This window comes from Limnospira fusiformis SAG 85.79 (genome assembly GCF_012516315.1).
Classification (GTDB): Bacteria; Cyanobacteriota; Cyanobacteriia; order Cyanobacteriales; family Microcoleaceae; genus Limnospira; species Limnospira fusiformis.
Map to the genome: position 1 here is coordinate 2,791,368 of NZ_CP051185.1, position 18,584 is coordinate 2,809,951.

An 18,584-nucleotide genomic window follows, 5' to 3' on the forward strand; every position below is an offset into this window, starting at 1 on the left:
CATTGATAGGACCTAAAAAAATGAATAACAGCGATTCTGTACATTTTTCCTATTGGTTTAGTTCATATCATTTAAAGGCGGTAAATTTTCCACAATTTTTACCGTCTCTAAACTCACCCGGACTACCCGTTTCACTAGATACAAGTTTATGAAATCAAGGGTTGGATATGAGAGTCCATTCAAGCCGCCCAATCTCGGCAAAGGGTTTGAGCTTGAGTGATGACGGTTTCAATCGCTTTAGGTTGTTTGTCGGGCGGGTAGCCGTGCTTTCGCAACAATCGTTTGACAGTAGCTCGCATTTTGGCACGCACGGTTTCCCTTTCCGTCCAGTCAATCGTCACACTTTGGCGAATTGCGGTTACGAGTTCGCGAGCAATTTTCTTGAGGGTAGCATCGCCGAGTAGTTTTACCGCACTATCATTGACCTCCAAAGCGTCATAAAAAGCCAGTTCGTCTTCAGTCAAACCCAGTTGTTCTCCCCGTTGGTGAGCCTCACGGATTTGCTGACCTAGGGCAATCAGTTCCTGGAGAACTTGAGTCGATTCAATCGAACGGTTTTGGTAGCGCTTGATGGTGTTCTCGAGCATTTCCGAGAACTGCCGAGACTGCACCACATTCCGGCGCGATCGCGACCGAATCTCATCATTGAGCAGCTTCCTCAAAATCTCTAGGGCCAAGTTCTTCTGAGGGAGTCCGCGTACTTCTTCTAAAAACTGGTCCGAGAGGATGGAAATTTCGGGTTTGTCCAGTCCACCCGTGGCAAAAATATCGATAACCTGGTCAGAGGCGATCGCACGGGTAACGATTTGCCGCACTGCTGCATCCAGTTCGGCTTTGGTTTTGCTCCCTTCGACCGTATGTTTGGCGAGGGTGGCTTTAATCGCTTGGAAAAAGCCCAAGTCTTCTCGCAGAGCGATCGCCTCATCCTCAGAAGAACATAACGCGAAGGCTTTGGACAGTTCGGTAACCGCTTGAATGTAGCGCTGGATGCCGTTCTCTCCGGCAAACTCGGGACGTAAAATCCAGTCCGTGGCATTCTTCAAAAGGGTCAGCCGTTGCGGTGGGGTGCCGGTCTGAAAACTAGAATAATCGAAGCCGTGGAACATCGCCCCCACAATTTCGTATTTTTCCAGCATGACGGCAACCGCTTGCTCAATGGGGATGCCTGTTTCTGTCCGATCGCCTTCGGTGTAATCTTTGAGCGCATTTTTGAGGTCTTCGGCAATTCCTAGATAGTCCACCACCAGTCCCCCAGGCTTAGAACCAAATACCCGATTCACCCGAGCGATCGCCTGCATCAAGTTATGACCGCGCATCGGTTTATCGATATACATTGTATGCAGGCAAGGCGCATCAAAGCCCGTCAGCCACATATCCCGGACGATGACCAGTTTGAGGGGGTCCTTGGGGTTGCGTAACCGTTTGGCGATCGCATCTCGTGCTTTCTTCGAGCGAATATGGGGCTGGTAACTCGCCGGTTCCCCAGCGTTGCCGGTCATAATCACTTTAATTGCACCCTTGTTATCGTCCTCATCATGCCAGTCAGGACGCAGTGCAACGAGGTGGCTGTAGAGTTCCACACAGATGCGGCGACTCATGCAGACAATCAACCCTTTGCCCTCCATTGCAGCCAGACGGTTCTCGAAGTGCTGGATAATATCCCCGGCAACTTGGGCGAGTCGTTTTTCCGCGCCAACCATCGCCTCCAACTGCGCCCATTTCCGCTTGAGTTGCTGTTTGGTGGATTGCTCCTCGCTTTCGGTCAGTTCTTCAAAGTCAGGGTCAATCCTCGGTTTTTCGCTCTCATCCAGGTTGATTTTGGCGAGTCGGGCTTCATAGTAAAGTTTGACCGTGGCCTGGTCTTCAACGGCGCGGTGAATGTCGTAGATGTCGATATAGTCGCCGAAAATCTGCTTGGTGTTTTTGTCGGTGGCTTCGATGGGAGTGCCGGTAAACCCGATGAATGAAGCGTTGGGCAAGGCATCTCGCAGGTATTTGGCGAAACCGTAGGCGGTATAGGCTCCTTGTTCGCCGGTTTCTTTATCGGTGGTTTTGACGACTCGGGCGCTGAGGCCATACTGGGAGCGGTGGGCTTCGTCAGCGATAAAGATGATGTTCTGCCGATCGCTGAGTTGTTCATATTCTCCCCCTGGGGTGTCTGGGGCAAATTTCTGGATGGTGGTGAAGATGACCCCGCCAGAAGCGACTTGGAGTTTAGCTTTGAGGTCTTGGCAGTCTTCCGCTTGGGTGGGGGTTTGTCGGAGTAGCTTGCTGCATTTGGAGAAAGTACCCAACAGTTGTTGGTCTAGGTCGTTGCGATCGGTCAGGACAACCAGGGTGGGGTTCGCCATTGCCGGATGCTGGATGACTTTTCCAGCATAGAACGCCATAGAGAGGCTTTTGCCGGAGCCTTGGGTGTGCCAGACAACCCCAACTTTGCGATCGCCTTCGGGAGAGGTAGCCTGGACGGTTTCGGCGACGGCTTTATTGACGGCATGATATTGGTGGTACGCTGCCATCTTTTTGATGAGGGTTTCGCCGTCTGTCTCGAAGACGATAAAGTAATGGATTAAATCCAGAAAGCGGGATTTCTCAAATACCCCTCGGATAGTGACTTCCAGTTCGGGGATGCCTTTGGGTGCGAGGTCTTCTCCATCAATGGTCCGCCAAGGCATGAAGCGATCGCGGTCCGCTGTCAAAGACCCAATCCGGGCGGTTGTGCCATCGGAAATGACTAGGGCCTCGTTATAAGTGAAGAGGCTGGGGATATCTTTTTTGTAAGTCTGAAGCTGGTTAAAGGCTTTTTCAATGTCAGCGTTTTCGTCTGCGGCATTTTTCAGTTCGAGGACGGCGAGGGGGAGTCCGTTGATGAACACCACCACATCCGGGCGGCGGTTTTGCCGTTCGATGACGGTAAATTGATTGACGGCTAACCAGTCGTTATTTTCGAGATGGTCCCAGTCAATTAACCGGGCTTGGTCATCTACTGTGCGATCGGCTCGTTGGTAGGCGACGGGGACTCCTTCGATGATGAGGTCATGAAAGCGCCGGTTGTTTTCGATGAGGTTTTGGGTGTCTGCGCGCAACACTTGCCGGATTACTTCATCTACTGCGTCATCGGGTAGCTGAGGGTTGATTTGGGCGATCGCACGACGGAGGCGACGGGTCAGGATGACTTCGCCAACGGTTTCTCGTTCCGCGTTGGGTTCCCCTGGGGCGATTTCCGGGCCATGTAGGATAGTGTAACCGAGTTCTTCAAAATAGCAGAGGGCTGCTTCTTCAACTTCTGATTCGGTAAAATTGCTCATTTAATATCTCCGGTTTGCAACTTCTGTTTGTAATTGAGGTTTTTAACCTGCTGCTTTTAAATGGCTAGAAATTTTAAAGTTATTTCCCTTAGTTACAACCTCCTAAACTTGGATATTTTCGGAAAAGCTCTCACTCATTTTGCCCGGGAATCGCTGATTTTTTGACCCAAAATAGTCCTCTAGGTTGACCTGAGAAACCTTCGCATACAAAACCACCGGATCGATATCTGCACCATTATCCCAACAGATAGTCCCCAAGCCTGGATTAACGGTGACTGTAGCAAAGTAATCTGGATCGCTCAGGGGTGCAAATATGCCGGTAAATTCAATGATTTTTGTCAGGTCTATTACCCCCTGAACCTCATCTTCAAATTTTAGATAAACTTGATATCCTTCTAACGGTTGGGCTTCAATAATATCTTTTAACATGGTTAATCTAAGGGTTCGATTTTATTAAGTTCTGCATTTGGTCGGGCCAGTTCCCAGTTATCCATCAGTTCAGATTAATAGAGGGCTGCCCATTCAATCAGCAGCCTTTTGATACTTCAAGCCGTTTGCGGAAGTGGCTGATAGTGAAGTTGCATCAGTTGATTGACGCTTAAAGTCTCTAAAGCGTAGGTTTTCCCCTGAAGGTCTACAAATTCGACCTCAAATACATCCGGTTCGTAAACCTCAATAATTGTACCGACTTGACCTTTATAAAGGTTAAAGTCAGGTAAATTTTCCGTTAGGGCAACGACATCTAAAAGTTTCATCGGGTGTTCTCCTGGGGACTAGGGAATGTAACAGGTAATGAGCCGTGGGAAATCTTCATTTTGCCTAACCATCCAGATACTTCTAATGATGGCACTTTTACTTTCCCGCGTCATTTCAAAGTCAATCTGGTATTTCTGCCCGTAACTATTGCGGTTAGTTGGGATAGCGTCTTCTGTTTTGAGAGCTTGGCGCAGAGCGACCCGCAGTTCCTCAGCTTCTTCTAACCCAATACCGAGGGCAGATTGAAATACAATGGCTTTGTGCCGACCTTCCGAGTGATTGGGATTAAGTGAATAACCCTCTAATTTTTCAAACGGAATCAGTGCTTGCTCAGGATTGGGCAGTTTCACACCACCTCCTCAACGATTTTTTCGGCATCTTTGACGCGGATTTCGCCGGATAGGAGTTTGGGGAGGAGAGTGTCACGTAGGGACTGGAGAGAGTACATTTGAATCTCATTAATTTCTAACTTTTCAAAAACAGGCGCGGCATAATATGAAAAGCATGAAATTATAGACTGATTTGGAATTAAGAAAGAATAAGCGGGAATGCCATCCTTCCCTAAATGCAAAACTGTACTTCCGTTTGTATGTCCATATACGTGAGATTGAAAATCATCGGTCATAAAAAGACAGTAAAGAAAAGGGATGCTTAATACTTCATTAACTGGACGAACAATTCCCAAGTCAAGTGATGCAACTAGGGTTTTAAAGTGACTGGTTCTTCTGACTATGGCTGGTTTCCCAATCACATCTGCTGCTTGTGTTATATCCGTATAAGCAACAACTAACTCTCCCGGTTTAATTATTTGATCGGATTTATAAATACCACTATAGGGTTTAAGTCCATTTTGAGAATACCCACCACCACGCTGGATAGATTTTAATGTTACAAGTGCAGTATCTGAAGGTATTAGTTCACTACTCTTGTATGACCTACCCTTAATAATTTTTACATGGTTTCCTATACAATCTAGCTTCCACCCCTTCGGAATCTGACCCAGGGGCGAATCCTCAAACTCATCTGGAAACAGAGCCGCCGTTTCCGCATCCATGCCTACGGGTTGTCGTCCGTCCATCTTGGCACGAACGGGGTCGAAGTCGATAAACCAGGATTTGAAGATGGCACGGGCGATCGCCTCCAGCGTCCGGTTCATCTGCTGGTTCAGTTCGATTTTGTCGTCAAAGGTGCCGAGAATGTGGGCGATCGCTTTTTGCTCGTCTAGTGGGGGAATAACTAGGGATATTTTGCGTAATTCACTTTGCTTAATTCCCAGGACTGTTGTTCCTGTAGCCCTTGCTATAAGCTGGTGTTGTACAAAATTTGACTGCATTAAAAAATTGAGAAAGTCATTATCCAGAAAACCTTTTTTTCCTCGAAGTGTTATTAAGCGTTGTGCAAGAGCGACTTTTTTATTGTCAAGCTGTGCAATTTCTCCTAATGGAGCTTCAGTAGTCATAATAACATCTTTACACTTGGGCAAGCCCCGCCGCATCCATTTATCATAATTTTTAGGATCGATATATTCTGAGACAGGCTGTATTCTACCATTTTTGACAATTTTAGCAGTAATTAATGGAATACCCATAGATGTTTTTTGAGGGGTTTTCCCACGATAATCAATAATTGCATCCATGCAATTTTCAAGAGGGTATATCTCCCAATCTGATGGGAATTTAATCTCCATAACCTAACTACTCCAAATTCTCTGACATCACCTTTTCCATCCGTGCCAACTCTGTAAACTGCTTGTCTAACTTTGCCGTCAATCGCTGCATCATCCTTTCACACTACCTCTAAAATTTGCGGTTGGGGTAAAGGTCTGTTCTCGGCTTGATAACTTTCAATCAGCAGTTCCAGTACCTCTTGACCATTTTTAACGGCTTCCTCGTAAGTATCCCCATCCGTAAAATAGCGCTGAATTTCTGTCGCAAATTCTGGCAATTCTACCAGACAAGCTTGATCTACTTCAGACCAAACAATATTAACTCGATACTTAAGTTGACTCATCATCTTGCTCCTTATCTTCTAGCTGTTGCAAAGCATCATTGATTAATTTTTCTAAATACGGTTTAGCATCTTTACTATCTTTTCCGGCTAGAGTAATGGGCAATTCTAATAAATTTGGTCGTTTCTCCCGTTCATCCCACTCCCTCCTTAGCTGATGGACCCACTCCTGAGCATCCTGCCCATTTAACAAATTGGGAGCAATGCCACGCAGTTCTTGCCAGCTTCGTTTAGGGTTTTGTTGGGTTAACATCCGCCGCTTCAGTTGTTCTGTCGCATGGCTAATCACCTCCAACTGTTCCTCGATTGTAAGCTGATCAATGTCCTGCAACACCTGCTTTAACAATGCACTCATAGCCCCAACCTCCTCAAATTTTCCCGAATTGTTGCTTCTAGTTTGGCGCTTTCCTCAAACGGTGCATCCAACTGCTTTATCAATTCTTTCCTTTTTTTATCATTGATGAATAATGAGAGTATTTCGGCTAATTTCAATATAACTGTGCCGTTCCCAAAGCTCTATAATTTGGCCTACATTTTGTTGGAATAAATTTTCTAAGTCATCATTTTTAATATTCCCCGTAGAAACCAGCAAAAGTTTATAAGGCTCAGTTTTGAGCAAAAAAGATTCTACAAAATCAGCATATTTCGTAATCAAAACCCTCTTTTCTTGCCTTGACACAGCATTCAGAGCAGAGTCAGGGGTAGCATTCTCTTGGGGTAAATCTCTCGGGTGAATGGCATCATAACCCGCATTTTGAAGGAACCGAGCCAGCCGCAGGGGAAGTTGGGCATCGACTAGAAATTTCATAAGACCAGGGTATAAACCCGCTTAACTTGACTTAACCGGGCTGCAAATAGCAGCACCGATAAAATATCAGCTTCTTCCAAATCTTCATAATCGGCCAAAATCTCCCCATGAGTCATACCGGAACTCAGCAGTTCTAGCAAAAATTCCACTGGATAGCGCAACCCTCGGATACAGGGTTTGCCATGACAGATTTCTGGATTAATCGTGATTCGTTCTAACAAAGAATTATCCATGATAAATCGTTCCTCTACTGTTTTCTAGTGTATCAACACCGCTACATCCCGTCAATCAATTTTACACGCTCCGAAGCAGCCAACATTTCCACTTCTACCCTGCGGTGATAATCCTGCACACTGAGCGAGGTTCAGCGGCGATCGTCATAGCCCCTACCTCCAAAGATTTACTTAAACATTCAGCCGGAGCTTTTGGGGTTGAATCTCGGTGATGTTATTAAATCCCCCTTCATATTCCGCCACGACAGCTTGCGTTTCTCTATCAAACTGCAATAAAATATTAATTAAATGCCTAACATTCATTGGCTAATTAAACCTCTAATTGACTAATAACAATAATCTTTAATTCTGTTATCCGCCTTAGTTGCAGGTCGTTAGTCAAAAATGCCTCACAGCCAGCATCTAATGCCGTGGCAATTTGCAGCGAATCTGGTAATTGAAGATTGTATCTTGCCCGTAACTGATACATTTACGCGACATTTATCCGGCTATTGCCTGACAATGCGACGATAGCACTATTACCCGTTAAGGTAACAGAGGCGGTATCCCGCAAAGCTTTTAGAAAGATTCCAAAAGCACCGTTCCAGTCCCTGGGTAGAGTGAACCCACACTCCGGACATCGGAACACTTTTGAGCCACCTAGCTGGGAATGCACATGACCACAGTGAGTACAGGTTTTGCTGGTGTATTCTTCCGTCACATCTACAACTGTGGTTCCAGTTATCTCGGCTTGATGTCTCAGGGTTAGTTTGAATCGATAATGCGCCCATGTCAGCATGGCGCGGGCAGTCTTAGACCTGATTAGACGCTTCACCTTGGCAACCATATCGGAAGTCTCGAAGGTGGGCAAAAAAATTAGGCTGTAGTTGTGAGTCAAGTAGTGAGCAATTTGTTTGTGGGCTTCATCCACTAAATTCCGGATTTTAGTTCTCATTCGTTGAGCCGCTTGCCTCATCCGTCGCCTTCTTGAACGACAGGGTTCCTTGGCGATTCGGCTCATCAAATCATCCAAATGTTGACATAACCGAGTGATGCGTCCTATATCTCCGGAGCCCAATTCCAGAAATCGTGAACCATCAAACCCGGTCATAAAAGTTCGGACGCCCGGGTCTAATGCAATCACGCCAGTAGCGTCAGTTGGGGTAACGGCAACTGGTTCAGGAAACACCGCAAACCACCGCCCCTTGGCAAAGACTAATTGAGTCCCTTGCCCGCAAGTTTTAGGGATGGGTTCGGAAACCATGAAAGTTAATCCTTTCGTTAGTCTTGGATACCAACTCCCTGAAGAGAAATTAGTATTATTGAACTTAATCGCTTGAGAGCTGTCACGACAACTTCTAAACCTTGCATCAGGACTGGCGCTCAAAGCCTGATAGGCATCAAAGATGGCATTTTGCCGAATGTGGCAGGGTGTTTCTTTGACCCATTCGGGTAAGTCACTCTGCATCACTTCGTTGCGTAATTTCAGTTTGCTTAGTCGTTTACCACTCCTAGATAATGCAATTGCTTGGTTGTAGCAATACCGACAAGCAGCCAGCCATTTACGCCAGACTTGATTTAGCTCCGGGCTGGGGTAAATCCGGATCTTCTTTGACCTGAGTTTTGTATTTACTCCGTCGGTATAATCGGGAACTGAAGCAGTGGAGGAGGGCGAGGATGTCCTCAACCATTTCTGGTTCTGGACTGAGACTTGTCTGGTTGAGAACCATGAGTGAGCAACTGTTTTGCTCACAGAGCCATCGAAACAAGTCAAATCCCCATATTGCCAATCGGTCTGGGTGGGCAACGACAACCATGCCGACATCTCCTGACAAGACTTGTCCCAGTAAGGCCAGCATTTTCTTTCCCTTTCCCTTGAAGTTGAGCCCGCCTCGGATTTCTGAGACGACTTCTGCTTCGGGGTAGAGGTTGGACAGTGCGGCCACCTGTCGGGTGAGGTCGGACTGCTGGGCGCGGCTACTAACTCTGGCATAGATAACGACTTTGCGTTTGTCACTGCCTGATATGGAATCAGAATATGACTCAACGTTGTATCGTCGTTGCCCAGCGGGGGTTCTGATGGTGTCGATTGAGCCATTGTCGTCCCATCTGCGGAGTGTTCTTTCATGGACTCGAAGGATTTTGGCCGCTTCCTTGGGTTTGACATATCTGGCAATAGGTTTATCCTCAACCCTTCTCGCTTATTATACCGTATTGCCCTAAAATATTAACCTAATTTGAGATTAAATCATGCTCCCCTGCCAGTTGTCCCATCGATTGACCAATTTCTACAAATTGAATGTTCTCTGTGTTCGTTAGCAGCTCTCTAAACTCTCTTTGTCCCTTCACATCTCCCGTTCTGTAGGGGACTACCAGACATTCTGCCAGGGTGATAGGCCCCACAACACCCACCAATCCTGCATTCTCAATCCGGTCAAAAATCATCCTGACAAGCGGCCAGAAATCAGGATTTTCCTCCACAAAATACACAACAGGCGATGTATCTAAAAACAGCCGCGATACCCCAGAAAGCGCCTCATCAATCCTCATAATTCGCCTCTGAGGACTCGTTCCCGATGCTCATCCCCTTCTCGACGAGTTCGCGTCACCCATTCCTGAGCATCCTCGCCAAAAAATGGGTGCTTTACCATCCCGCGAAATTCACTAAGTTTCCGTTTAGGGCTGGTCTGGTGTGGCTGAGATTTCAGACTCTGTGCTACACCGCTAATCAGTTCTAACCGTTCTTCATAGGACAACTGCTCAACTTGCTGCAATAGGTTTTGTAGCAATGGACTCATAGCCCTAACCTCCTCAAATTTTCCCGAATCGCTGCTTCTAGTTTGGCACTTTCCTCAAACTGTGCGTACAACTTCTTCGTCAACCGTTCCATCTTCTCCTCAAACAGCTCATCATCCTCTTCCAGTTCCTCCGCCCCCACATAGCGCCCTGGGGTCAGCACATAACCATGAGAGGCGATTTCCTCCAGAGTGGCACTCTTACAAAATCCCGGCACGTCTTCATAATCATCTGCCTCCGGTTCCCCGCGCCATGCCTGATAGGTTCCAGCAATCCGGGCGAGTTCCTCATCAATCAGTTCCCGATGGGTTCGGTCAATCAACACCCCCAACTTCCGAGCATCAATAAATAAGGTCTGACCCTTGCGGTTGCGGCAAGGTTTGTGTCCAGCAGTGGGTTTGCCCGACTTATCCCGCGCCACAAACCACAAACAAGCAGGAATCTGGGTGGTATAGAACAACTGTCCAGGTAAAGCAATCATGCAATCCACCAAATCGGAAGCGATTAAGGCTTTGCGGATTTCCCCTTCACCGGACTGGTTGGAACTCATGGAACCATTCGCCAACACGAACCCAGCAATCCCATTGGGGGCGAGATGGTGAATGATGTGCTGAATCCAAGCATAGTTAGCGTTTCCCTTCGGTGGTGTCCCGTACTGCCAGCGCACGTCTTCTGCCAGCTTCTCATTCCACCAATCGCTGATGTTAAATGGAGGATTTGCCAGGATGTAATCTGCCTTCAAGTCTTTGTGTAAATCGTTGGTGAAACTATCCGCTTGTCTGTCGCCGATGTTGCCATCTATCCCGCGAATGGCGAGATTCATCAAGCACAGTCGCCGCGTTGTCGGGTTCGATTCTTGGCCGTAAATGGCAATATCGCCTTTACGTCCCCCGTGCGCTTCCACGAATTTCTCGGACTGCACGAACATTCCACCGGAACCACAGCAAGGGTCATAGATTCGTCCCTTGTACGGCTGAATCATCTCAACCAACAGCCTAACCACGGACTGCGGCGTGTAAAACTCACCGCCACCCTTACCTTCCTTCTCGGCAAACTGTCCCAGAAAATATTCATAAACTCGCCCCAAAATATCCTTTGAGCGGTTCTCAGCGTCGCCCAATCCGATGGTACTAATCAGGTCGATGAGTTCCCCTAGGCGTTGCTTATCCAGGTCGGGGCGGTTGTAGTTACTCGGTAAAACGCCCTTGAGTCGAGGGTTTTCTTTCTCGATCGCCAGCATCGCCTCATCAATGCGCTTGCCGATATCCGGTTGCTTGGCGCTGGCTTGAATTGTTGACCATCGCGCTTCTTGCGGCACCCAGAACATATTTTCCCCAACGTATTCATCGGGGTCTTCGGGGTCGGTGTAGTCTGTTTCTTGCCTTGCCGCGAGGTCATCGTAGCGTTCCTGGAAGGCATCAGAGATGTACTTGAGGAAAATCAGCCCCAAGGTGACGTGCTTGTATTCAGCAGCATCCATGTGACCGCGCATTTTATCGGCAGCAGCCCACAGCGTTTGTTCAAAACCGAGATTGGCTCCGTTTCCGTTTTGCTTGGAGGTGGATTGGGTTTTCTTGGACTTTGGCATTCAGGGATGGAACTCTATAGAAAATGGACAATATCGATTTTTTTTAACTCAATCTAGGCGATCGCACTCAAAGAAAGCACCTACTCTGAAAAATAAGCCGGACATCAAATCCGCCCCTCGCTCTCTCATCTGCCGCAACTGCAACTCAATCAGGGTCATTGCCATCGGGGAGGGGGTGGCCCGTCCCTTCTCCCAGCGGTTGATGGTCTGGAAGGACACACGCAGATAAGCATAGTTATTATATATGGTGTCTGTTTTGTGAGCTTTATGGTAGGGTATTGGATACCTCTGGTTACCTCTGGTAATGGTTTTGCCCTGACGGCAATCATCCTCAAAAAACCGGTACTCAGAAACTGGAAGCATAACCACTATATTTAGACCACGAGGGAATAGAATTTTGGGGTTTTTCCCCCGCGCCATAAACCGTTTTTATGATTTTTTTAAACACAATTTTTGTGGGGATTTTCGCCCTACTCTTGGCATTAAATACCTCTGTTTTCCAGGTTTCCGATAGTCGGTAAACCCAGCATTATACAGCACCGCATACCTCTGATAATATCAGAGAATCTCTCAATTTTCAACTCCCAGATCGCGGTAGACCAGGCGATCGCAGCAGTAGCGCTGGAGGGCGGGGAAACTGCACCAGAAACACCCAAATCACCGCTTTAGTTCCTACCCAAAATTGGGGCTATACCCTATCGGCGCACCCGAAATTTTGGTTTTACTTAACGGCATCTAAAGATTCATCCTGGTCGGCGGAATTTGAACTACAAGACCCTCGGAAAAACCGCCTGGTTGAATTTAGCTTAACTGTCAACCCCGGACTGATAGCAGTCACTCTCCCGGAAGATATTTATTTGGAGGAAACCGAAACTAACTACTATTGGCGTTTGTCAATTATTTGCGAACCGAGCGATCGCACTGGGGATTTAGTCGTCAGGGGTGAAGTCTTAAAACGGGAACTTGACCAGGATTTACAAGCACAAATCCGAGACAAATCCGGTCGAGATTTGGCTCTAGTTTATGCAGCCAACAGTATCTGGTTCGACCTGTTAACTCTGGTGATGAAGTTCCGAGAAGAACAACCCGACAATCCCATTTACCGAGAAGATTGGCAAGAATTATTGGGAGCGATAGATTTGCCAAAATCGATAATCGAGAATGGGGAGTTGTGAACAGGGGGTTAAAGTTTAGTCGCAAATCCACAATAGGAATTGGGGTTATATTGATGATACTCTTTTAAAGCCGCTTCGCAGTCGTCTTGAGTCTCAAACCACTTGCTATAGACTTGGTAGGAATTATGGCTCGATAGGTTGCTATAGTTGGCTGACCAGAAAAAATTAGCTTGGGTGTAGCCGTCCTCCAACAGGGAATGACGTTTATTTTTGGCTTGCTGGGGACTATAAAAGGCAGAATCCCCAATAAAATAAAATGATAGGGGTAGTTGATAGGTTTCCGCGATCGCTTCCGATTCCTTGGGTTCTGACTGGGAATGCCAAAATATGGTCAATCCTAAACCGGCGAGAATCCCTAAGATCACACCTACTATAGCCGGGATTTGCCAATCGGGTCGCCGTTGGGGTGGCTTCCGTGAGGTGGCTTTGGGAAAAATGACTGTCGAAGGGGGAACAGAAATTTCCGTCGATGCTATGGGATGGGATAATCCTTCTAAGGCGGTCAGCATTTCTTGAGCATCAGAAAAGCGATCGCTAGGGTGAAAACGAGTGGCGCGATCTAAAATATCCGCAAATTCTGGGTTCACCGTTGGGACTAAGTGCCGCCATTGAATTTGCGCCGTGTTTTCATCGATGGCTAACTCCTGGGGGGTTTTCCCCGTCAACATATAAATAGCAGTGACTCCCAGACTGAACAAATCACTGGCAAAAAACGGGTGTCCCGTCGCCTGTTCAGAAGCCATAAATCCCGGTGTACCAATGACCATGGAGGGGGTGGGATTACCGCGAGAGTTTAACACAGTCCCCATAATCTCTTTAACCGCGCCAAAGTCAATCAAAACTGGTTTGTAGTGGGGAGGTTGCAGGATGATATTGTCTGGCTTGATGTCTCGGTGAATTAGACCATGGCTGTGGATGGTGTGGAGGACTGGTAGCAGGTTTAACAAAAGATCCCGGACTTGGGTTTCCGACATCGACCCCTGTTGCTGTATGCGACTGGTCAGAATTTCTCCTTCTATCCACTCCTGGACTAAGTAAAACTGGCCGTCTTCTTCTAAATAAGCATACAGGCTAGGAATGCGATCGCTAATTTCTCCTAATTTTTCTAAGACTGTCGCCTCGCGCCTAAAACGTTCCGTGATGATATGATGAACGTTCGGGTCATCAGCTTTCGGTTTTAAGCGTTTGATGGCACAACGGCGGCGAGAGGGCATTTGGTTGTCCTCCGCCAAAAAGGTTTCGCCAAAGCCACCGCTGGCGATCGCCAATAGGATCTCGTAACGGTTATTCAGGATGACAGTAGGGTTGGGTGGGGAGTCTAATGGATTTAACATAGTCGGGACCGGGTAAAGTTGAACGAGGAAACGCACCGATTGCATTAATTTCACTTTATGGGTATAATGGCTTTAGCACAGATGCCAAGGTGCAACTTTACTCAGCATCACAGGGTTTTTCCTCAAACCAACTGGCTGGCTGCGATCGTGCTGATTCTCTAAGCGTGACAGCTTGTAGTTCGTCATATTCCCGGATCTGCCGATCATATCTTGTCTTAGCTAAGGCGTTCTGCTACTATGGGTAGCTAAATTAGGTTTTCCCGTTCAACTCACCATTTCGCGTGGGTCAGCACCCCCGGCTGAAGCACGGGGGCTTCGTGCCCCCCTTTCAGGTAGCTGACCAGCTATAGCCTTAACTGGCTCCGTGAGCGAGCAAGAGTTAAAGTTCCTACCCTGGAATGCGTGCTAGTTCCAGGCTCATGAACCGAATCGTTAAACATCTCTAAGGGGTTAAGGACGTGCGATTTGGATAGTACCGACTCTGAACATTGGCGTTCGCGCAGCGTGCGCGTTAGCGCAAGCGCAAACATTACCCCGCAAGGGAGTCGGAGCCAACCATAGCTCCATGGAGGGGCAACCATACCCCTCCACCCCGCAAAGGGGTGCTGGCGGCGGTCAGCCGCTTGAGTCGGTTTTCCTCTCCGTGATCAATCACGGAGCTTCCAACCCTCCCAGGAGTTTTACGTGGAAAAAAAAGTTAGACATTTTTTGGAAAGTATGCTATTGTACATAATCAGGAGGTCTCTTCCCCCAAAAATGCGGATAATTTAGGCATCGGTGCGACATCGCGTGAGGGGAAAACCCGAAAAGTTCTTTAAGATTTCAAAAATTGAAGAGGTATTATGAGCCAAAAGGTTATACACCCGATGGATAAGTTTCAGCGTCAGGTGCATTCCCTAGTGAAGTCTGACATTGTTAAGCCTGAAGATAGCCTGTGGAAAATAGCACTGCTATTTGGGGATAAGTGGAAGTATTGGAAAGCAGAACTGATTGAATTCGGTTTTTCCATGCAAGATCCGATTAGTGAACTGTTGGCTGTTGATGTTTGGGATGAAGAATAAAACTCTGTGAAGCGTTAACATTTTGGTAAGCATTTAGCGAGGGCATCAGCCAAGTCTGTCGCGGTCTGATAGCGATCGCGAGGGGTATATTTAGTTACCCGTTTAATTACCTCGCGTAAGTCCGGGGCAATAGTGGGAATGCGATCGAGATCAAATCCGTATTCTTGGTCTTGTTTCCCGATATAATTTAGGGGACTCTCACCAGTCAATAAAAAAATCAAAGTCGCACCGATCGCATATAAATCCGACTGAGTGAGTGGCTGTCCCCTATCCTGTTCTGGTGCGCTATAACCTTCCGCCCCAATACGGGTTTCTAGGGGGGTACCAATTTCCTTAACCGCGCCAAAATCGAGGACAATAATCCGGCGATCGCGATGGCGCACCATCAGGTTAGCCGGTTTAATATCCCGGTGGATGATAGGGGGTTGTTGGGTATGGAGATAATCCAAAACTTCACAGGCTTGGATCATGTATTTAATCGCCATTGTCGGCGTTAGGGGTCCACTTTGATCAACTTGTTTTTCCAGATCCTGACCGTGAATCATCTCCATAACTAAATACTTTTTACCCCCATCCACAAAAAAGTCATAAAACTTGGGGACTCCCTGATGATTAAGGGATTTAAGAGTTCTAGCCTCCCGTTCAAACAATTCTTGCGCCTTAGCTATCTTAGCCATATCTGCATTCATCTCCTTGAGTACCACCAAAATGGGGATTGGTTTTCCGGAATGAGTCTGAGGCGCATTAGCCTTGCTATTATTGCTATCCCAGGCTAAAGAGGTGGTTCCCATACCTCCCTGACCAACGGTTCGCAAAATCTGATAAGTTCGGATACTCCGTTCAATCTTGATTGGCCAGCCGCAGTGAATACAGAATAGACTATCTGGTAGATTACCATCATGATTACAATTAGGTTTATTAATAACCACAGGGGGAGGCGGTGGAGGTTGTTCAATGGCGACCTTCAGTAAGGGTCCACCCTTAGCCAATTCTAATAAAGCGCCATCAGTCAAAGGTCCCTGGGTCGCTAAAATACCATTAACAAAAGTGCCATTAGTTCCCCGGCTATTGAACATCCACCGAGAATTTTGGGTAGTAGTAGATCTTTGTAAATCGAGATGGTATCGAGAAACCAAGGGATCGACAACCACGACGTGATTATCGGGAGCGCGACCAATTTTAACTAAAGGCTCCGTTTGAAACCGCCATTGTTGAATGGGGTTGGTTCGAGTGCCATCAAGTAGGGTCAATGTCAAGATATCGGACATAATTAGAGTTAGTCTCTGTGATGCGCTAGGACTCGAATAGCGATCGCGGTAATGTTGTCATGGCCGTTGTGTTCGTTAGCTAAATCAATCAAGCCATCAACTCCCCGATCTAAACTAACTTGAGAATCAATCAAAGGTTGGATATGAGTGTGACAATAGGTTTCGACTAAATCATTATCTGTCAACCCATCAGAAGCCAGCAGTAGCAAAGTATCCTCAGTGATATCCCAAAATCTGACATCTGGTTTTAAATACTTGCTATCCCTAGGTCCCAAGGCTTGGGTAAGTTGATAAGCGTCAGGACGGGTGTAGGCGATTTCTGGGTCTACACCCCTAGCAATTTCCCGCTGTCCGACTTCGTGATCAACAGTCATTTGTCGCAAACCTTGACTGCGGGTAAAACTGTAAAGGCGACTATCTCCCACATGAGCGATCGCCACCTGAGTATTAGCTACAATCACTAATACCAAAGTAGTTCCCATGCGACCACTACCAGAACGAGTCCCCTGCATATTAACCCTATAGATAGCCTCATTAGCCTCAGCGATCGCATTTAAGATTAATTGTTCCGAGGGTAAACTATCACTATCAGCCCAGTGAGTCTGAAAATATTCTTTCAGGCTATGTACAGCCATGCGACTAGCCACCTCTCCCCCCGCGTGTCCACCCATACCATCACTTATGATATATAAACCACGAGCATAGAGAGTCTGACTACCGGGGATTTCCTGACGCTCTAACAAAGTTTGCAGACCAAAGCAGTCCTCATTTTGCGATCGCTCTTTTCCCACGTCTGTACGACCACAAGCCTGTAAATCCAACAACTGAGGCAACCTAGGAACCGTTGGTGCATCTCCAATTTGCCCTGAAGATCCTGTAATCGGCACATCTGTCTGTAGACGAGTTACAGACGATCGCTGAGGTTCTGTTGTCCGTTGCTCTGGTGGTGTCAGTCCTGCCATAATTTCATCTAACTTTAAGCGTAATTGTTCAACCCCTTCCAATTTGCCCTCCCGTAGATCCCGCAACATTTGGGTAATCGAACCCATCAAAGTCCGTCCAGATAATTTAAATAGACTTTGCCAAAGTTGTCCCAAATCCCCCAAAGTCGGCAATTTTTCCGGGTCATCAGCATAAAGTTGTTTAATAAATAAACTGCCGGGAGCAGTGCCAGAAATTGCCAAATTATCCAACCGCAATAAACTTTGGCGATAGTGACCAGGCTCGAGAACTTCCCAGAGTTGCGCCATCTGTTGTAACCAAGCCACAATTTGTTGAAGTGGAGTCTGGATATCGTGCCACTTTTGTTCAAAATCCGGCAAATCCGAACAATCTGGCAACAACACGATCGCCTGATCTGCTTCTTCCCAGGCATCATGGACCTTGGGAAAATGTTGGGGGTAGCTATAGTATAAATCCCAATACACTTGCGCCGCCGGAATTAGCAAAGCCGACCTATTTTGGGGATCATCGGGAGTCAACTGCAAAGCCTCCAGGGGAGAGACCTGCAAAGGTTTACAATCCAACACCCGCACCCTTGCCATTTCCCCCAACTGTAAACTCACTCGGGGTTCTAGCAGTTTATATCGTCCTTGGGAATCCAAATAAACCGGTTTATCCACCACAGTAGCTTCTTCAGACGTATCAACTTCAGCCATAGAAGTCGAGGGGGGGGATAATTCCGTATCCGTCGAGAGCAAATCCCGATCTCCGATCTGTTCAGCATTAGACATCTGCAATAATCCCTCCTCCTCATGCTCATCAGAGAGTGACACAGCCATAGAATCATCCCCTACCGTCTCCAAAACCGAATCCGTATCATAGTCCTGAGCTAACATCAGACTAGACTCTGTTGATGTCACCTCAGCAGCAGATAGAGTAGTGATCACATCCCAATTTGAGGACATCTGATCCTGAACGCCATCAACTCCACCCATGAGGTGATCAAAGTTATCTGTAGCCGCCAAGTTTGGGGGTATTTCTTGGGGTGGCGATTCCTGAGCTGGCTTCTGGCACAATATAACCGCCTGCCACACCTTCCCAGTTTTAGCCCCACAGTTCCAACAATTTAGCTGATCAAGGGAAACTTCGCAGCTACACTGAGGACAAAACAGAAAACTCAAAGATGTGCCACAGCTTTGGCAAAATTTATGATGGTCTGGGTTTTCAAACTGACATTGGGGACAAACAAGCATTTTTGGGGTTCCCCGCGCGCAATTATTTCCATTTTGACATATTCCCGACACTAACCCGAAAGTTAGCGCCGGATTT

22 protein-coding genes are annotated in these 18,584 nt (G+C 47.1%); 2 read left to right on the top strand and 20 right to left on the bottom strand.

What is annotated here, in order from left to right:
- Positions 1-179: 179 nt before the first annotated feature.
- The 17 genes from HFV01_RS13195 to HFV01_RS13270 form a co-directional block, all read right to left on the bottom strand.
- A complete protein-coding gene (locus HFV01_RS13195; protein WP_193521181.1) occupies positions 180-3,308 on the bottom strand; it encodes a type I restriction endonuclease subunit R in 3,129 nt (1,042 codons plus the stop codon).
- Positions 3,309-3,410: 102 nt separating this feature from the next.
- Positions 3,411-3,737 (bottom strand): DUF2442 domain-containing protein, encoded by a 327-nt coding sequence (locus tag HFV01_RS13200; RefSeq protein WP_046319700.1) that lies wholly within the window; start codon positions 3,735-3,737, stop codon positions 3,411-3,413.
- Between the two features lie 116 nt (positions 3,738-3,853).
- Complete coding sequence (locus tag HFV01_RS13205) at positions 3,854-4,063, bottom strand: DUF4926 domain-containing protein (protein WP_006625643.1); 210 nt, start codon at positions 4,061-4,063, stop codon at positions 3,854-3,856.
- Between the two features lie 18 nt (positions 4,064-4,081).
- Positions 4,082-4,414 (bottom strand): DUF6883 domain-containing protein, encoded by a 333-nt coding sequence (locus tag HFV01_RS13210; RefSeq protein WP_193521182.1) that lies wholly within the window; start codon positions 4,412-4,414, stop codon positions 4,082-4,084.
- The gene (locus tag HFV01_RS30620) at positions 4,411-5,751 is read right to left on the bottom strand and encodes a restriction endonuclease subunit S (RefSeq protein WP_318286255.1); all 1,341 of its coding nucleotides are present in this window, start codon (positions 5,749-5,751) and stop codon (positions 4,411-4,413) included. The genes HFV01_RS13210 and HFV01_RS30620 overlap by 4 nt, the downstream gene beginning before the upstream one ends.
- A 98-nt stretch (positions 5,752-5,849) precedes the next feature.
- On the bottom strand, positions 5,850-6,077 hold the full coding sequence (locus HFV01_RS13220) for a type II toxin-antitoxin system HicB family antitoxin (protein WP_438861264.1): 228 nt from the start codon (positions 6,075-6,077) through the stop codon (positions 5,850-5,852).
- Positions 6,061-6,426 carry a hypothetical protein gene (locus HFV01_RS30625; RefSeq protein ID WP_318286256.1) on the bottom strand — a complete coding sequence of 122 codons (366 nt, stop codon included), beginning with the start codon at positions 6,424-6,426 and terminating at the stop codon, positions 6,061-6,063. The genes HFV01_RS13220 and HFV01_RS30625 overlap by 17 nt, the downstream gene beginning before the upstream one ends.
- Positions 6,427-6,525: 99 nt before the next feature.
- Complete coding sequence (locus HFV01_RS13230; RefSeq protein ID WP_008050816.1) at positions 6,526-6,879, bottom strand: DUF5615 family PIN-like protein; 354 nt, start codon at positions 6,877-6,879, stop codon at positions 6,526-6,528.
- Positions 6,876-7,112 carry a DUF433 domain-containing protein gene (locus HFV01_RS13235; protein WP_006625650.1) on the bottom strand — a complete coding sequence of 79 codons (237 nt, stop codon included), beginning with the start codon at positions 7,110-7,112 and terminating at the stop codon, positions 6,876-6,878. Before HFV01_RS13235 ends, HFV01_RS13230 begins: the two co-directional genes overlap by 4 nt.
- 171 nt (positions 7,113-7,283) lie before the next feature.
- On the bottom strand, positions 7,284-7,415 hold the full coding sequence (locus HFV01_RS30630) for a hypothetical protein (protein ID WP_006670405.1): 132 nt from the start codon (positions 7,413-7,415) through the stop codon (positions 7,284-7,286).
- Between the two features lie 7 nt (positions 7,416-7,422).
- A complete protein-coding gene (locus HFV01_RS13240; RefSeq protein ID WP_006625651.1) occupies positions 7,423-7,581 on the bottom strand; it encodes a type II toxin-antitoxin system VapC family toxin in 159 nt (52 codons plus the stop codon).
- Complete coding sequence (locus HFV01_RS13245; protein WP_260379063.1) at positions 7,582-8,697, bottom strand: RNA-guided endonuclease InsQ/TnpB family protein; 1,116 nt, start codon at positions 8,695-8,697, stop codon at positions 7,582-7,584.
- Positions 8,654-9,268, bottom strand: coding sequence for an IS607 family transposase (locus HFV01_RS13250; RefSeq protein ID WP_193521283.1), 615 nt, complete (start codon positions 9,266-9,268; stop codon positions 8,654-8,656). The genes HFV01_RS13245 and HFV01_RS13250 overlap by 44 nt, the downstream gene beginning before the upstream one ends.
- Positions 9,269-9,323: 55 nt before the next feature.
- The gene (locus HFV01_RS13255) at positions 9,324-9,641 is read right to left on the bottom strand and encodes a type II toxin-antitoxin system VapC family toxin (RefSeq protein WP_006625653.1); all 318 of its coding nucleotides are present in this window, start codon (positions 9,639-9,641) and stop codon (positions 9,324-9,326) included.
- A complete protein-coding gene (locus tag HFV01_RS13260) occupies positions 9,638-9,889 on the bottom strand; it encodes a hypothetical protein (protein WP_006625654.1) in 252 nt (83 codons plus the stop codon). Before HFV01_RS13260 ends, HFV01_RS13255 begins: the two co-directional genes overlap by 4 nt.
- The gene (locus tag HFV01_RS13265; protein ID WP_193521183.1) at positions 9,886-11,475 is read right to left on the bottom strand and encodes a class I SAM-dependent DNA methyltransferase; all 1,590 of its coding nucleotides are present in this window, start codon (positions 11,473-11,475) and stop codon (positions 9,886-9,888) included. Before HFV01_RS13265 ends, HFV01_RS13260 begins: the two co-directional genes overlap by 4 nt.
- Positions 11,476-11,523: 48 nt before the next feature.
- Positions 11,524-11,838 carry a helix-turn-helix domain-containing protein gene (locus HFV01_RS13270; RefSeq protein WP_193521184.1) on the bottom strand — a complete coding sequence of 105 codons (315 nt, stop codon included), beginning with the start codon at positions 11,836-11,838 and terminating at the stop codon, positions 11,524-11,526.
- A gap of 293 nt (positions 11,839-12,131) precedes the next feature.
- Between HFV01_RS13270 and HFV01_RS13275 the strand changes: the two genes are divergently transcribed.
- Entirely contained in the window at positions 12,132-12,650 is a 519-nt protein-coding gene (locus HFV01_RS13275; protein WP_231296548.1) for a DUF928 domain-containing protein, read from the top strand.
- 8 nt (positions 12,651-12,658) lie between these two features.
- Here the strand turns inward: HFV01_RS13275 and HFV01_RS13280 are convergent, their stop codons facing one another.
- Positions 12,659-13,984: a protein kinase domain-containing protein gene (locus tag HFV01_RS13280; RefSeq protein WP_318286257.1), complete on the bottom strand. Its 1,326-nt coding sequence runs from the start codon at positions 13,982-13,984 to the stop codon at positions 12,659-12,661.
- An 842-nt stretch (positions 13,985-14,826) separates the two neighbouring features.
- Between HFV01_RS13280 and HFV01_RS13285 the strand changes: the two genes are divergently transcribed.
- The gene (locus HFV01_RS13285) at positions 14,827-15,045 is read left to right on the top strand and encodes a DUF4327 family protein (RefSeq protein ID WP_006618883.1); all 219 of its coding nucleotides are present in this window, start codon (positions 14,827-14,829) and stop codon (positions 15,043-15,045) included.
- Positions 15,046-15,059: 14 nt separating this feature from the next.
- Here the strand turns inward: HFV01_RS13285 and HFV01_RS13290 are convergent, their stop codons facing one another.
- Together HFV01_RS13290 and HFV01_RS13295 are read right to left on the bottom strand one after the other, a co-directional pair.
- Positions 15,060-16,313 carry a protein kinase domain-containing protein gene (locus tag HFV01_RS13290; RefSeq protein WP_006625661.1) on the bottom strand — a complete coding sequence of 418 codons (1,254 nt, stop codon included), beginning with the start codon at positions 16,311-16,313 and terminating at the stop codon, positions 15,060-15,062.
- Positions 16,314-16,321: 8 nt separating this feature from the next.
- Complete coding sequence (locus HFV01_RS13295; protein WP_193521186.1) at positions 16,322-18,508, bottom strand: serine/threonine phosphatase; 2,187 nt, start codon at positions 18,506-18,508, stop codon at positions 16,322-16,324.
- Positions 18,509-18,584: the final 76 nt, after the last annotated feature.